The sequence below is a fragment of the Mycobacterium paraterrae genome (assembly GCF_022430545.2).
Classification (GTDB): Bacteria; Actinomycetota; Actinomycetes; order Mycobacteriales; family Mycobacteriaceae; genus Mycobacterium; species Mycobacterium paraterrae.
On sequence record NZ_CP092488.2, the window covers coordinates 610,807 to 624,359 of the forward strand.

Here is a 13,553-nt window from a genome sequence, read left to right on the forward strand (position 1 = left end):
AGGAACTTACCCCTCGAGGAATTGGGCGACCGTGGCAGCGACCCGGCGCCCCTGCGCCCGTCCCGCCCGTGCGCTCGGCGCGCGGCAGCGCGGGTCCAGCGGGTTCGGCCCGAACGCGGCCAGGGACTCGTCGTCGGCGAAGATCGCGAACGCCGCTCCCCCGAAGCCGTCGATTTCGGCTGCCGCTCCCGCGCCGAACGCCGACGGGGTGTCTTTTCCGGACGGCACCAAAACGACTGCCGCGGCGGTGCTTTCGACGAGATCTAAGTTGATCAGGCTACCGACACCACCGTCGATGTAATGCCGATTGGCGATCGTCACCGGCGGCCAGGCGCCCGGTACCGCGCAACTGGCGGCCACCGCGTCCACCAACTCCACACCGGAGTCACGGTCGAAGACGACCAGTTCGCCGGTGCATGCGTCGATAGCGGTGATGCGCAGCGCCCGGTCGGGCCACGCGTGGGACGGCAAACGGTGCGCGATCACCGCTCGCCGGACCGGCTCGGTGACGGTGTTGGCGGCCAGTGCAACACCCCCGATGCGCTGGCGACGCTGGGTCAGCGTGGCGTCCGGATCGGACAGCGCGGCCAGGAAAAGCTCGGCGATGGCATCGATCTCGACATCCGGGTCGATCTCGGCCGATTCCTGGCTGACCTGCCGCTCGAACAGCTCCGCCAGGCTCGAGTCGCTGCCGAGTTGCGCGGCGACGGTCGAACCGGCCGACGTGCCGAGCAGCACGTCGGAGTTCCGCAAGGCGTCCGCGGCGGCTGGATTCTCGTCGGCAATGCCCGCGAGAATCCCGGTCTCCCAGGCGATTCCGGCGACACCACCGCCGCCGAGTACGAGTGCGCGGGTGGTCATCGCGCGGTCGGGTGCAGCGACCCCCGGGCCTGCGGGCTCAGTTCCGATTCGCGCAACAGGTGTCGGGGCGGATCGGGCAGCACGAGGTTGCGGCTGACGTGCAGGCCGGCGTCGACGTGCACCAGCTCACCCGGCTCGAGGAGTCGCCAGCGGGACGGGTCGTCCATGGGTTCGGTGGCGAACACCACCGAGGGTTGCTGGTGCAGGGTAGCTGACTCGGCGCGAATGCGATTGCTGTGCAGACGAAATCGAGGTTGAGCGGGCGGCCTGCGCCGATCCGAGACATACAGCTCGTGTGACTCCGGGTAGCGCAGTGCCCACACATCCGTGGCCGTGCTGAGCAGGATGTTGACCGCATAGATCGGGACGTTGTCGGCCAGCCACGTCATCGCGTCGACCAGACCCCCGGTGACGTCGCCGCCGCGGATCCGGATCGATGCGGTGATCAACGCGAACACTCGCTCGGAATCCGTCTGTCCCGCAACCAAGTCGGCGGTGCCCAGCTCACTCAGCCGCTGATCGAGAACGTCGAGGCCTTCCAGAATCCCGTTGTGCGCGAAGATGCGACCGTCCTGCAGGAACGGGTGGGTATTGACGGCCTGGTGTGAGCCGGTGGTCGCATAGCGGACATGGGCGATGAAGGTGGTGCCGGTCAGATCATGGGCCTCGGTGGCGAACGCGGCGTCTTGCCACGCAGCGATCGGCTGCTTGTGCACCTGCGGCTCGCCCTCGGCGTCGAAGACGCCGAGCCCAGTCCCATCCGGGTTTCGCCGACTCTGCTCCGACAGGTTGTCCGGTGCCTCAAGCAACCAAAACGTCGCGGTCACAACATCTGTCCCGGCGTGCAGACCGAAGAGCCGGCACATCAGCGCGTCAGCTCGTCCGACAGCGTCGCCAGCGACTGGCGTGCGTAGCCACGCCACAGCAGACCGACCACTGGCAGCAGCCTGGCCGTGAGTGCCGACGCGGCGTGGATATTCCAGGCCCAGGTCACCGTGGTCGACATCGACCCGGCGCCGCTCGGCGCGAACGTCCATTCGCCCTCGGCGCTGTCGACGAGTACGCCCAGTGGACCGGTGATTCCGGCGATCCGGTAACCGAATGAGTGCGGGGCGTCAACGCCGGTCAACTCCTCGTGCATGCCGCCGACGCCTCTGAAGACGATCTCGCGCGTCTGGCCCGCGGTACCCCAGGCTCCCTGCTGTCCGCGCACTTCGGCGACGGGCGGGATGGGTCCGTACCACCGGCTGAAAATCGTGGTCAACGGGATCGGCAGCGTTCCGGCGAAGGCTTCGTCGACCGAGACCGGAATGACCCGCGATTGCTGGACAGCCAAAGTTCGTGCCATGCCGGAACGCTACCGCTGCCCTCAGTCTCGTGCTTCGCTGACCTCGTAGACATCGTCGGCGTAGCGGGACCGTATCGTCTTCTTGTCGTACTTGCCGACACTCGTGCGTGGGATCTCGTCGACGAATGTCCAGCGTTCCGGCAGCCACCAGCGAACCACCTTGTCGCTGAGAAACTTTCGAAGGTCGGCGGCATTGACGCCGGAATCTTCGCGCGGAACGACGACGGCCAGCGGCCGCTCTTGCCAGCGTTCGTCGGGAACCGCGACCACGGCGGCCTCGATCACATCCGGGTGCCCGACCAGTGCGTTCTCCAGGTCGACTGACGAAATCCATTCGCCACCAGACTTGATCACGTCCTTGGCTCGGTCGGTCAGCGTGATGAAGCTGTGCTCGTCGAGGCGGCCGACATCGCCCGTGCGCAGCCAGCCGTGGTCGAATTTCGACTCGTCATGGCCCTGGTAGTAGGAGCTGGTGATCCACGGGCCCCGCACTTCCACTTCGCCGACGGCCTCGTTGTCGTTGGGCAGCACCGCGCCCTCGTCGTCGACGATCCGAACCTCCACCCCGCACAACGGCTGGCCCTGCGTGGCGCGAAACGTCCAGTGCTGGTCGTCGGGGGTGCCCGGCGGCGGCCAGGCCATGCTGGCGGTCGGGGACGTTTCCGTCATGCCCCACAACTGGCGAATCTGGACACCGTGCCGATCCTCGAAGCTACGCATCAGCGACACCGGCACCGCCGACCCGCCGCACGGCACCAACCGCAAGGAGGACACGTCGTGGCCGGGATTCTTCTCGAGGTAATGCATGACGTCGTTCCAGATCGTCGGCACGGCCCCGGCGATGGTCGGACGCAACGTCTCGATCATGTCGACCAGCGATTTGGCGTCCAAGTGGCAGTCCGGCAGCACGAGATCGGCGCCGGCCATCAGCGCGCCGTACGGCAGACCCCACGCGTTGGCGTGGAACATCGGGACGATGGGCAACACCGAGTCGGACGAGCCGATGCCGATGCCGTTGCTGGTGCAGATCGCCATCGTGTGCAGGTAGGTGGAGCGGTGGCTGTAGACGACACCCTTCGGATTGCCGGTCGTTCCGCTCGTGTAACACATTGCGGCCGCCGAGTTTTCGTCGACATCGGGCCACTCGAATTCCGCCGGTTCTGCTGCGACGATGTCGTCGAAGCGCAGCACCGTCTTGCCGGACTCTTCGAGGGCAGACAGGTCGCCCTCGCCCACGGCGATCACCGTGTGCACGGTCTTCAACTCGCCGAGGATGGGTGCCAGCAGCTTGGCCAGCGACAGGTCGACCAATACCACCTGGTCTTCGGCCTCGGTGGCGACGTAGACGATCTGCTCGGGGAACAACCGGATATTGAGCGTGTGCAGCACCGCGCCCATCGCGGGCACCGCCGTGTAAGCGGTGAGGTGCTCGCTGTTGTTCCACATGAAGGTGGCGACCCGCTGGTCGCCGTCGACACCGATGCGGCGCAACGCATTCGCCAACTGCGCTGCGCGGCGGCCGAGTTCGGCATAGGTCGACTCGCGATAGCCGTCACCGGTCGCCGTGTAGACCTTGCGCGCACCGTGGACGCGGGTGGCGTGCCGCAGGATGGCGGTGATCGTCAAGGGGAAGCTGTGCATGGTGCTGTACATCGATGGACCGCCTAAGGTTCTGACCCGGGCCGGCCCGCCATTCGGCCCGCCCTCGTGGCGATCATTGCACGCTCCGCCGCTCACCATGTGGGCGATGCGGCCCCTAGCGTGAAGTGCCCGCCAGCGTCGGCTCTGCCAGCAGCAACTCGGAGTAGCCCCAGGCGCCCGGCGCGCTCAGCTCGTCGTCCAACGTCAGCGCGCCGTCGGGCAACCCCGCGGCGGCGACGTCCAGGACGGTGACCGTGCCGGCGTAGTCGGCGACGTAGAGCCGCTCGCCGTCTGGGCTCTCGACCGCGCAGGAGGGCGCGTTGCCGACGACGATGGTGGCGAGCACGTCCTTGGTGGCCGTGGACAGCACGGTTACGTGCTGATCGCCGACCAGATAGGCGCGCTCACCATCGCGGCTCAGCGTCAGTTGCGCGACCGTGCACGCGTCCTCGCCGATCTTGTAGGTGGCGTGAATCGCCGCGTTCCGGGTCTCGATCACGTCCAGCGCGATGCCGAAGTCGGGGCCACAGCTCACGACGTAGGCGATCGCACCGTCCGGGCTCAACGCGATATCGCGGATCGGCGAACCGATTTCGATGGTGTCGACGATCCGGGCGCGGCCGGTGTCGATGACGACCAGTCGCGCCGTCGTTGTGTCGTTGGCCGCAACAAAGAGCCGGCGGCCGTCGCGGCTCACCCGCACGCGGCCGACCGTCGCCGCCGGGATCGTGACCGTTTTCTTGTTTCCGGTCGCGGTGTCGAGGATCGCGACGTCTGCGCCGTCCGCACCGGTCCGGCCGACGTAGCCAAATCGCCCGTCCGCGCTGACCGCTAGGTCGGTGACACTGAAGGCCACCGGATAAGTCGCGACGATGGTTTCGGAGTCGGTATCGAACGCGAGGATCTCGTCGTATGCGTCCGACACGCTGCTGACGTAGGCGCGCCGGCCGGACATCGCCACCGCAAGCGGCTCGTCGACGTCGGTCACCGTCAGCCGGGGCAACCCGGCGGCGGTGTCGATCAGCGAGACGCTGCCGTCCCCGTGGTGGGTCACCGACACGACGCGACCGTCTGGGCTGACAGCGATGCCTGTAACGGCGCCTCGCCCGGTCGCGATCTCGTCGGTGATGGTGAAAAGTCGTGCTTCGTTCAGCCCGTGAACTGATTTGCCCACAATGGCACCAGCCTCTACATGTTGGTCCGCGGTCCACGGACATTCGGCGTCTGAGCTGACAACACCTCGATCAGTCCGATGCTTCCGCGGACCACTGCTCAGACCCGTACTCACTCGCGCGATGAGCGCGGCTGCCGACCGAGTCTAGCGGCTGAAATCAGCGCAAATGAGCGCGTTTTCACCCGCTGTCGCCCGCGTCACTCCTGCAACTCAGCCCATCCTTAACCAATATTTATCCAGTCCCACAAGCGGTTTCGGAACGACGATTCAACCGCCGGTTTCGCCAGCGTGCCCGCTCTTAACTAAAGCTCGATTTGACTCGGTACAAAATCACCGGATTCCGGCATTCTTAGAGTTTCTTGCAGAAGAGTCGAACATCACAGGCGACGACACGCTGTCGGCTGCCACTTTGCCGGGCTACCGACTGTGTTTGATAATCCCCCGATGGGTGACGCGCGCGACGACGTGGTCAGCCGCCAGTACGAGCGGTGGAGGTATCCGCCTCCCATAACCGATCTCGACGCCTGGAGCGTCGGCAACTGGGATTGGTTCGACCCCGCTCACGCGCACCGGATCTTCTGGCCCGACCGCGACTACCGCGCAGATCTTGATATCTTGGTCGCCGGTTGCGGCACCAACCAGGCCGCGGTCTTGGCGTTCGGCAATCCCGAGGCGCAGGTGGTCGGGGTCGACATCAGCCAGGCCTCGCTCGATCACCAGCATTACCTCAAAGACAAGCACGCACTGCACAATCTCGGATTACACCTGCTTCCGATCGAGGAGCTCTCGACCCTCGGGCGTCAGTTCGACCTCGTCGTGTCGACCGGCGTCTTGCATCACATGGCCGATCCGCTGGTCGGCCTGAAGGCCCTGACCGGGTGCCTGCGGCCGGACGGGGTCATGGCTCTGATGCTGTACGGCAAGCACGGTCGAATCGGGGTCGAGCTGCTGGAGTCGGTCTTCCGCGACATGGGCCTCGGCCAGGACGAGGCCTCGCTGCAGATTGTCAAAGACACCATCGCCACGTTGCCGGAAGACCACCCCGTCAACAGCTATCTGCGGCGGGCCGGTGACCTGCAGGATGATGCGGCCCTGGTGGACACGTTCTTGCACGGTCGGGCGCGCAGCTACACGGTCGACGAATGCATCGAGTTCGTCGAATCGGCGGCGTTGGTGTTCCAGGGTTGGTATCACAAGACGCCGTACTACCCGCAGGATCTGGCCGGGCAGCCCGCCACTTACTATCCCGCCGTCAACGGTCTGCCCGAAACCAGGATCTGGTCGGTGATGGAGCGACTGCAGACGATGAACGGCTGCCATTTCTTCATGGCGTGCCACCCGGAGCGGCCCGCAGACAGCTATCGCATCGACTTTTCAGATCCTGCGGCACTCGACTACATCCCGGTATTCCGCTATCGCTGCGGCATCGAGGGAAACGAGATCTATTGGCCGGGTTCGCGTATCGGCCTGAACGCAGCACAGCTTCCCTTCGTCCAATTGGTCGATGGCCGCCGATCGATCCGCGAGATCATCCGCTCGGCCCTCGTTCAACATGGCGAATCGGGCAACGCCACAGCCGAAGTGGAGTCGTTCGTACGTCAGCTGTTCCAAACGCTGTGGCGGGTCGACTTCGTCGCGATGGCGCTCAACCGCGAGGGGCGGGAGAACTGACGTGCCACCTGACGAACCGTCTGCAGGACAGACTCTCGACATGGGGCCGGTCAGCGCCGGGCCTCGCGTCTTCATCGCCACTCCGATGTACGGCGGCATGGCTTCGGCCGCCTATGCGATGTCACTAGCTCACGCCCCCGGCATATTCTTCCGATCGGGCGTCGGGCTGAACTTCAGCTGCGCCGTCAACGACAGCCTCGTGACCCGTGCCCGGAATTATTTGACCCACCAGTTCCTCAATTCGACTGCTACACATCTGATGTGGATCGACGCGGACATCGGCTTCGATCCGACCGACATCATCAAGATGGTGCAGGCCGATAAAGACATCGTGTGCGGGATCTACCCGAAGAAGGAGATCAACTGGAACGCGGTGGCGCGCGCAGCGAGCGCCGGCGTACCGCCCGAACGCCTGCCTGAGCACGAACGTTCCCTGGTCGTAAACCTCGTCGACAACTCCCAAGATCGGGTGACGGCCGACGGGCTCATCGAAATCGCCAATGCCGGAACCGGATTCATGCTGATCAAGCGAAATGTGTTCGAAGTCCTCGCTCCGGACGCACCGTCCTACGTGGACGGCTCCACACCGGGCATCGAGATCAAAGAGTTCTACGCCGTCAGCATCGATCGCGACTCCGGCAACAGCCTGCTTTCCGAGGACTACCACTTCTGCAAACTGGCTCGTGACCGCGGGTTCGCGATCTACGCCGCTTCGTGGGTGCGGCTAAACCACACGGGCACGTACATCTTCGGACACGGCAGCGCACAATAGGCGTCAGCTCAAAGGCTTGGATTTACCAGCCAATTCGGTTGTAGCTCGCTGTCGTATTCGTACGGACCGGTGTGCGTCAGATGCACCCAGGGGGCCGCGAAGACCTTGAAACCGCAACTGCGCGCAAGGAAACAGAAGTAATAGTCCTCGGACACCAGCCGATTCGTACCAGCCTCGATATCGACCTTGTAGAACTCCTTGATGGTTTGGCCGCCCACCACGTAGGACGGCACCTGGTCCTGCAAGGCCTCGAAGACTCTGCGCTTGACGAGCATGAAACCGGTTCCCCCAGCGGTGATCTCCACGACATCACCCGAGCTGGCGTCTACGTCGGCGTCGTCGCCCTCGAGGACGTTGATGACGAAAGTACCGACGTGGCGGTGCAGTTCGTGGGGTGGCACGCCGTCGTTCACAGCGCGTGCGACGCGGTTCCAGTCAATGGCTTTTTTCGGATATAGCCCGCACACGATGTCCTCGTCCGCGACCAGCATGCTGACGATGTCCAAACCGTTGAAACCGATGTCGGCGTCGATCCACATCAAATGCGTGGCCGACGTCTCGAGAAACTGCTTGGCCAGGTGGTTCCTGGAGTTCGCCACCAACGCGTCGCTGGTGCGGTATTGGTACAGCAGGCCTACCCCACTGCGCATGAAGATCACCGGTGTCTGCGCCAGGGACCACGTGTAGGTTCCGGTCGCCATCCCGCCGTACATGGGCGTGGCGATGAAGACGGTCGGACCGGTCGTACTTGAACCCTGGCTCTGCTCCGCGACGGGACCTGAGCCCGGAATTTCGTCAAGCATCGGCAAACTATATGACTTACGGTGACGGCCCGTGGTCAGCCGCCAGATCTGCGGTGCGGCACAGATCGGCACGCGGGCAGCGTTAAGAGATCGTCAAGATTATCGGCACGCCGTGCTCAGGCCAGCCCCGATTATGTGAGAATTCCAGCCTCACATCAGAACACGACATGAGCCGCGCGACGCAGGGAGTGGCTGCCGGTTGCGCGACCGTGCCCCCAGTCGGACTCGAACCGACACTGGGCGGATTTTAAGTCCGCTGCCTCTGCCAATTGGGCTATGGGGGCCAGCGCCGAATTTAGCGTGTTAACGCCAGATTCCGCCCTAGGCCCGTTGCCGCAGGACGCCATCTGGGTCTTGTTAAAAATTAAGCGTCCTTGTTAAGAAGCCATTAACCCGCTGGGCAAGGGGCCCAAATCTCCGCGAAGGTAGTCGCGTGGACGCCAGTGAAGCCCGACCAAAACCCACGCATTGATCATCGTGGCCGACCTCGTCAGGGTCGGTCTTTTTACACCAGGAGACTTACATGGCCTTCGTGAATACCCAGCCTGCGGCGATCGCGGCTGCCGCGCAGCAGCTTGAGGGGCTTACCAACTCCTTCACCGCGGCAAGTACCGGCGCAGCCGCCTCCACGACGGATATCGTGCCCGCCGCTTCGGACGAAGTATCAATCCTGCAGGCAGGGGTGTTCACGACCTACGGGCAGATGTACCAGACGGTCAGCGCCCAGGCAGAGGCCATCCAGCAGCAGTTCAACCAGCTGCTAGGCCAGAGCTCGAGCTCCTACCAGGAGACAGAGGCCAACAACCAGGCGGGCGCCGCGGCGAACCAGCTGGCGAACAGCGCACAGTCTGCGTCGTCGGCTGCCGCGCAGCCCGCGGACGCCATCAGCAGCCTGACCGGACTCATCTCCGGCATCACCGGGTTCCTGACGAGCGGTCTCGTCGGCCAGCTGAGCAGCAACATCGGCAACCTCGTCAACATCAACATCGGTAACTGGGCGTCGGCCGGTTCGGACCTCATCGGCCTCGGCGGTGGTGGTCTTCTCACCGCGCTGGCCGGGCCCGCGACGGCTGGTGCCGACATCGGCGGCCTCGGGTCGGCCCTGGCTACCGATGTCACTCCGGTCGGCATGGGCGGCGCAGGGGCGGCGGGCGCCGCTCCCATTCTGGCCTCGGCCGGCGCCGGGTCGTCGATCGGCTCTCTGTCGGTGCCGCCGAGCTGGGCCGGCGGCGCCGGTCTCCCAGCGGCCGGTGGCGCTCCCGTCACGCTCGCGTCGCAGACGTTCAGCGCTGCTACGCCCGCCGCGGGTGGCATGAACGGGGTTGCCGGCATGCCGGCGGTCGCCAACGGCGGTCGCGGCGGCTCGAGCTTCGGTGCCCCGCGCTACGGCGTCAAGCCGAAGGTCATGCCGCTGGTGCCGAAGCCGACGATGGCGTAGCCGCTCTCGGCCCCGAAGTCGCACGCCCACAACCCCATTCACTCCCATAACCCTCGATAGACAGGATCGAAGAAATGGCTTTTGACTTTGCAGCTCGACCCCCAGAGGTCAACTCCACCCTTATCTACTCGGGCGCCGGCGCGGGACCGCTGATGGCCGCGGCGGCCACGTTCGGCTCGCTGAGCTCGGAGCTCAGCACGAACGCGGCCGCATACGAATCGGTGATCAGCGAGCTGAGTTCGGTGTGGACGGGCCCGTCGTCCACCGCGATGGCCGCGTCGGCGCAGCAGAACGTTGAATGGCTGCAAACCACGTCGGCTCAGCTTGCCGAAGCGGCTTCGAAGGCGACCGCCTCCGCGGCGGCCTACGAGGCGGCGTTCTCTGCCTCCATTCCGCCTCCGGTGGTCTACGCCAACCGGGCTCAGCTGGCGATTCTGGTCGCGACCAACATCCTCGGCCAGAACACGCCGGCGATCGCCGCCAACGAGGCGATGTACGCCGAGTTCTGGGCGCAGGACGCCACGGCGATGAGCACCTACGCAGCCAGCGCGGCCACCACCGCTCAGGTGACGCCGTTGACCGAGCCGACCCAGTCCACCAACCCGGGCGGGTCGGCAGCGCAGTCCGCTGCCGTCGGCAGCTCTGCGGCGACCAACGGGGCGAACAGCGGCGCGAACGGGCTGCTCAGCAGCCTGCAGGGCGCGTCGAGCGCGGCGGCTCAGCCGGCCGACGTGACCAGCGAGCTGGGCAACCTGTACCAGGCGATCCAGAACTTCTGGGGAGTTCCGCTGATCTCCAACGGATTCAACTCCGCTGACGTGACGCTCTCCTGGTGCATCATGATGATGGCGTCCGCGCTGGGAACCTTGAACCACTTCATCGCGGGTGCTCCCTTCGGTGTCACGATCGGCGATGCAACGCCGCTGGGCGCCGGCCTGGGCTTCGGCACGACGCTGGCGGGTTCGACGTCCGGAGTCGGCGGCGCAACGCTGGCCGGGATGGGCGAGGCGGGTTCCGTCGGTGGGATGTCGGTGCCGGCGAGCTGGGCACCCAGCACTCCCGCAACCCTCGCCGCCAACGAGAGCGTGCTGTCCGGCAGCGGCTGGACTGCCGCCGTCGACGAGGCCGCCACCGGCACCGGCGGAGCGCCGGGCATCATGCCCGGAATGGCCTCGGCCGGCGGGAAGTCGGGTCTGGGCCTGAGCGGGCCTCGCTACGGCACCAAGCCCAAGGTCATGCCGAAGGTGCTCATCTAGAGACATTCGCCGGAGGCGATGTCGCCTTCATCGGACACAACCACCACCACCACCACAAATAAGGAGAAGAAGTTATGCCTACTCGTTTTATGACTGACCCGCACGAAATGCGGGCGATGGCGGGACGTTTCGACGTCCACGCGCAGACCGTGGAGGACGAGGCCCGCAAGATGTGGGCGTCGAGCCAGAACATCGCCGGCGCCGGCTGGAGCGGTAATGCTCAGGCCACCAGCTACGACACCATGGGCCAGATGAACACCGCGTTCCGCAACATCGTGAACATGCTGCACGGTGTGCGCGACGGCCTGATCCGCGACGCGAACAACTACGAGACCCAAGAGCAGGCCTCGCAGCAGATCCTGTCCAGCTAATCCACCGACACCGAAACTACTTAGGAGAACACTCATGTCGATCAGCTACCAGTTCGGTGACGTGGATGCCCACGGCGCCCTGATCCGCGCCCAGGCCGCTTCCCTGGAGGCCGAGCACCAGAGCATCGTTCGCGATGTGCTGGCCGCCGGTGACTTCTGGGGTGGCTCGGGTTCGGTGGCCTGCCAGGAGTTCATCACCCAGTTGGGCCGCAACTTCCAGGTCATCTACGAACAAGCCAACTCCCACGGCCAGAAGGTCCAGACGGCAGGCAACAACATGTCGTCGACCGACTCCGCCGTCGGATCCAGCTGGGCCTGACACCCGTACCACGCACTGTGGCCCGCACACTCTGGTGTGCGGGCCACAGTCATGTTTACGGCGAAAACCGTTGCGGCTGAATCTCAATCGGCGGAATAGAGACAGAGCACCTCGTCGAGCGTGGCGATCGTCGAGTTTTCATCGGCGCGATCGAGCCGTTCGGTGTCGAACATCGCGGGGCCGTCTGTCATTACGTCAGTCATCACGTAGCGGCCGGTGTTCTGGGCGCGCCGCACATCCTTTTCGAAAGCGCTTGCGCCGGTGAGTGTTGTCGCGTCCGCGAAGTTGACACCTACCTGGAACACATAGGGCTCCGCGCTGAAAACGGACGCGAGCCGAGTGATGTAGTTGTCGGGGGCGAAGAAGAGCCAGCCCGGGTCCACGTGCAGCCAGTAACGCCCCTGAATGTGTTCGCGGAGGTCGACACCGGGCGGACATTCGACGAAGTCGAGGAACGGAAATCGATGTCGCAGGACTGTGCGGTCCGGCGAGTCACCGTGGTCGAACACCAGGAATCGGCCCACATAGGCTACGTCGCGGCAGCAGTTCAGCACCGAGTTCAACGTCGCTTCCGTCTCAGCCGGCGTCCGTCCGGCCACCGTACTGATTGTCACCTCGACAAAGTCGCGCTGCATCCCGGTCAGACTGCGCACCAAGGCTTCCGGATACTGCTTCGACGCTTCGAGCATGGCGGGGACGGCCACGTCGCGGTTGGCGGCAATCCTGTTGCGATGTTCGTCAGGGATGCCGTCTTGCTCTAACAGCCGCCGGCACAACGCGAACGACTCAGCGTGCTGGCCCAGCTGGGACGCGCAGACCGCCTGCTCGTCGAGAGCGCGCCAGGCGTAGAGGGCCGGATCGTTGATGATCATGTCGCCGGCCGGCAGCGGCACCTCGGCGGCCAGCTTCGCAAACAAATAAGCGAGCCGGTGACGGCCTTGGGCCCGAAGGTTTCGAGCGATGCGGAAAAAAGGCTCGGCGCGATGCGGGCGAAACTCCCACGCTCTGAGGTAGGCGTCCTGAACCTCGAGCCACGGCACGTCGAGGTTCTCCATCGACTGAGCAATACGAAGCCTCGCGATGAATTCGTCTTCTTCCTCCACGCCGATCTCGATGAGACGCTCGGAGTACTTGCGCGCGTTGGCGAAATCTTTCTTGAGGAAGTAGGTCTGAGCCAGCAGATGCACCGGCAGCGGGTTGTCGGGATCGTTCTGGACCTGCGGCAGGTACTGATCGATCAATTGCTGGTGGGGATCGACATCCTGCGGCATATTCTGCTTTCCCACCACACTGTTGACCGCATCCTGAAACTGCTCCTCGGTGATGTCGAGGTTCAGCTCGTCGGCGAGTCGCCGGATCGCGACCGCCGGCGTGGCGCGAAGCTCTTCGAAATCGACTCGCACCGTTGGTGAATCGACGAGCGCTTGGTCGCGGGCGGCAATCAGGCGCTGCGTTGACTCCACGCGTTCTTGCTCGTCCTTCCACCACCCCAGTCGATTCAGCGAGGCCACGACCTTCTCGGCGGGCCGTTCCACGACAACCGGCACAATCGGGCCCCAGCCGGCCCGAAGATGGTCGATACCGACGCAGAGCACGGGGTGCTTGGCGCCTGGCCGCCGGCCCGCCATGGCGGCTGCACGGCGATGGTTGTCGGCCCAGCCCTGCAGCATCGCTTCGAAAACGGCAGCGTCCATTTGCAGCTGCGCACCGGGCGTGCTGAAAGCTCGGCGGCACAACATGCTCAAATCCGAGTCCTCCCAGGTGTCCTCGAGTTCACGCACAGCTACGTCGAACCGTGTGCCCATCAGCACACCGAGATGATGGAGAACCTTGGCGACCGCCGACGTGCCGCCGCACCATGGACCGAGGACGACAATGATCGGCTCGACGACCGACATA

Annotated in this window: 13 protein-coding genes and 1 tRNA gene; 6 read left to right on the forward strand and 8 right to left on the reverse strand. The window is 64.9% G+C overall.

The window, feature by feature from the left end:
• Window positions 1–6: 6 nt before the first annotated feature.
• The 5 genes from MKK62_RS02770 to MKK62_RS02790 form a co-directional block, all read right to left on the reverse strand.
• Window positions 7–861 (reverse strand): patatin-like phospholipase family protein, encoded by an 855-nt coding sequence (locus MKK62_RS02770; protein ID WP_240262515.1) that lies wholly within the window; start codon window positions 859–861, stop codon window positions 7–9.
• Window positions 858–1,727, reverse strand: a complete 870-nt coding sequence (locus tag MKK62_RS02775; RefSeq protein WP_240262514.1) for a class II glutamine amidotransferase — start codon at window positions 1,725–1,727, stop codon at window positions 858–860. The genes MKK62_RS02770 and MKK62_RS02775 overlap by 4 nt, the downstream gene beginning before the upstream one ends.
• Window positions 1,727–2,209 carry an SRPBCC family protein gene (locus MKK62_RS02780; protein WP_240262513.1) on the reverse strand — a complete coding sequence of 161 codons (483 nt, stop codon included), beginning with the start codon at window positions 2,207–2,209 and terminating at the stop codon, window positions 1,727–1,729. Before MKK62_RS02780 ends, MKK62_RS02775 begins: the two co-directional genes overlap by 1 nt.
• A 21-nt stretch (window positions 2,210–2,230) precedes the next feature.
• Window positions 2,231–3,862: a long-chain fatty acid--CoA ligase gene (locus tag MKK62_RS02785; protein WP_240262512.1), complete on the reverse strand. Its 1,632-nt coding sequence runs from the start codon at window positions 3,860–3,862 to the stop codon at window positions 2,231–2,233.
• Window positions 3,863–3,965: 103 nt separating this feature from the next.
• A complete protein-coding gene (locus MKK62_RS02790; RefSeq protein WP_240262511.1) occupies window positions 3,966–5,024 on the reverse strand; it encodes a WD40 repeat domain-containing protein in 1,059 nt (352 codons plus the stop codon).
• Window positions 5,025–5,468: 444 nt separating this feature from the next.
• Between MKK62_RS02790 and MKK62_RS02795 the strand changes: the two genes are divergently transcribed.
• Complete coding sequence (locus MKK62_RS02795; protein ID WP_240262510.1) at window positions 5,469–6,695, forward strand: class I SAM-dependent methyltransferase; 1,227 nt, start codon at window positions 5,469–5,471, stop codon at window positions 6,693–6,695.
• 40 nt (window positions 6,696–6,735) lie between these two features.
• Entirely contained in the window at window positions 6,736–7,467 is a 732-nt protein-coding gene (locus tag MKK62_RS02800; RefSeq protein ID WP_240262509.1) for an ANP1/MMN9/VAN1 family protein, read from the forward strand.
• Between the two features lie 8 nt (window positions 7,468–7,475).
• Here MKK62_RS02800 and MKK62_RS02805 read toward each other — a convergent pair whose 3' ends face one another.
• Both MKK62_RS02805 and MKK62_RS02810 read right to left on the reverse strand, forming a co-directional pair.
• Entirely contained in the window at window positions 7,476–8,270 is a 795-nt protein-coding gene (locus MKK62_RS02805; RefSeq protein WP_240262508.1) for a hypothetical protein, read from the reverse strand.
• A gap of 210 nt (window positions 8,271–8,480) precedes the next feature.
• A tRNA-Leu gene (locus MKK62_RS02810) sits at window positions 8,481–8,554 on the reverse strand.
• 239 nt (window positions 8,555–8,793) lie between these two features.
• Between MKK62_RS02810 and MKK62_RS26415 the strand changes: the two genes are divergently transcribed.
• The 4 genes from MKK62_RS26415 to MKK62_RS02835 all read left to right on the forward strand — a co-directional run bounded on the left by MKK62_RS26415 (window position 8,794) and on the right by MKK62_RS02835 (window position 11,654).
• A complete protein-coding gene (locus MKK62_RS26415; protein WP_286670884.1) occupies window positions 8,794–9,708 on the forward strand; it encodes a PPE family protein, SVP subgroup in 915 nt (304 codons plus the stop codon).
• 74 nt (window positions 9,709–9,782) lie between these two features.
• Entirely contained in the window at window positions 9,783–10,964 is a 1,182-nt protein-coding gene (locus tag MKK62_RS02825) for a PPE family protein (RefSeq protein WP_240262507.1), read from the forward strand.
• A 74-nt stretch (window positions 10,965–11,038) separates the two neighbouring features.
• Window positions 11,039–11,335, forward strand: coding sequence for a WXG100 family type VII secretion target (locus tag MKK62_RS02830; protein ID WP_240262506.1), 297 nt, complete (start codon window positions 11,039–11,041; stop codon window positions 11,333–11,335).
• A gap of 34 nt (window positions 11,336–11,369) precedes the next feature.
• Window positions 11,370–11,654, forward strand: a complete 285-nt coding sequence (locus tag MKK62_RS02835) for a WXG100 family type VII secretion target (protein ID WP_067336045.1) — start codon at window positions 11,370–11,372, stop codon at window positions 11,652–11,654.
• An 83-nt stretch (window positions 11,655–11,737) separates the two neighbouring features.
• Here the strand turns inward: MKK62_RS02835 and MKK62_RS02840 are convergent, their stop codons facing one another.
• Window positions 11,738–13,552: a tetratricopeptide repeat protein gene (locus MKK62_RS02840; protein WP_240262505.1), complete on the reverse strand. Its 1,815-nt coding sequence runs from the start codon at window positions 13,550–13,552 to the stop codon at window positions 11,738–11,740.
• Window position 13,553 lies beyond the last annotated feature (1 nt).

Excerpts from the sequence above, each read along its gene's own strand:
- MKK62_RS02770 (WP_240262515.1), bottom strand. The coding sequence starts at position 861 with ATGACCACCCGCGCACTCGTACTCGGCGGCGGTGGTGTCGCCGGAATC.
- MKK62_RS02775 (WP_240262514.1), bottom strand. The coding sequence starts at position 1,727 with ATGTGCCGGCTCTTCGGTCTGCACGCCGGGACAGATGTTGTGACCGCG.
- MKK62_RS02780 (WP_240262513.1), bottom strand. The coding sequence starts at position 2,209 with ATGGCACGAACTTTGGCTGTCCAGCAATCGCGGGTCATTCCGGTCTCG.
- MKK62_RS02785 (WP_240262512.1), bottom strand. The coding sequence starts at position 3,862 with ATGTACAGCACCATGCACAGCTTCCCCTTGACGATCACCGCCATCCTG.
- MKK62_RS02795 (WP_240262510.1), top strand. The coding sequence starts at position 5,469 with ATGGGTGACGCGCGCGACGACGTGGTCAGCCGCCAGTACGAGCGGTGG.
- MKK62_RS02800 (WP_240262509.1), top strand. The coding sequence starts at position 6,736 with ATGGGGCCGGTCAGCGCCGGGCCTCGCGTCTTCATCGCCACTCCGATG.
- MKK62_RS02805 (WP_240262508.1), bottom strand. The coding sequence starts at position 8,270 with ATGCTTGACGAAATTCCGGGCTCAGGTCCCGTCGCGGAGCAGAGCCAG.
- MKK62_RS26415 (WP_286670884.1), top strand. The coding sequence starts at position 8,794 with ATGGCCTTCGTGAATACCCAGCCTGCGGCGATCGCGGCTGCCGCGCAG.
- MKK62_RS02825 (WP_240262507.1), top strand. The coding sequence starts at position 9,783 with ATGGCTTTTGACTTTGCAGCTCGACCCCCAGAGGTCAACTCCACCCTT.
- MKK62_RS02830 (WP_240262506.1), top strand. The coding sequence starts at position 11,039 with ATGCCTACTCGTTTTATGACTGACCCGCACGAAATGCGGGCGATGGCG.
- MKK62_RS02835 (WP_067336045.1), top strand. The coding sequence starts at position 11,370 with ATGTCGATCAGCTACCAGTTCGGTGACGTGGATGCCCACGGCGCCCTG.
- MKK62_RS02840 (WP_240262505.1), bottom strand. The coding sequence starts at position 13,552 with ATGTCGGTCGTCGAGCCGATCATTGTCGTCCTCGGTCCATGGTGCGGC.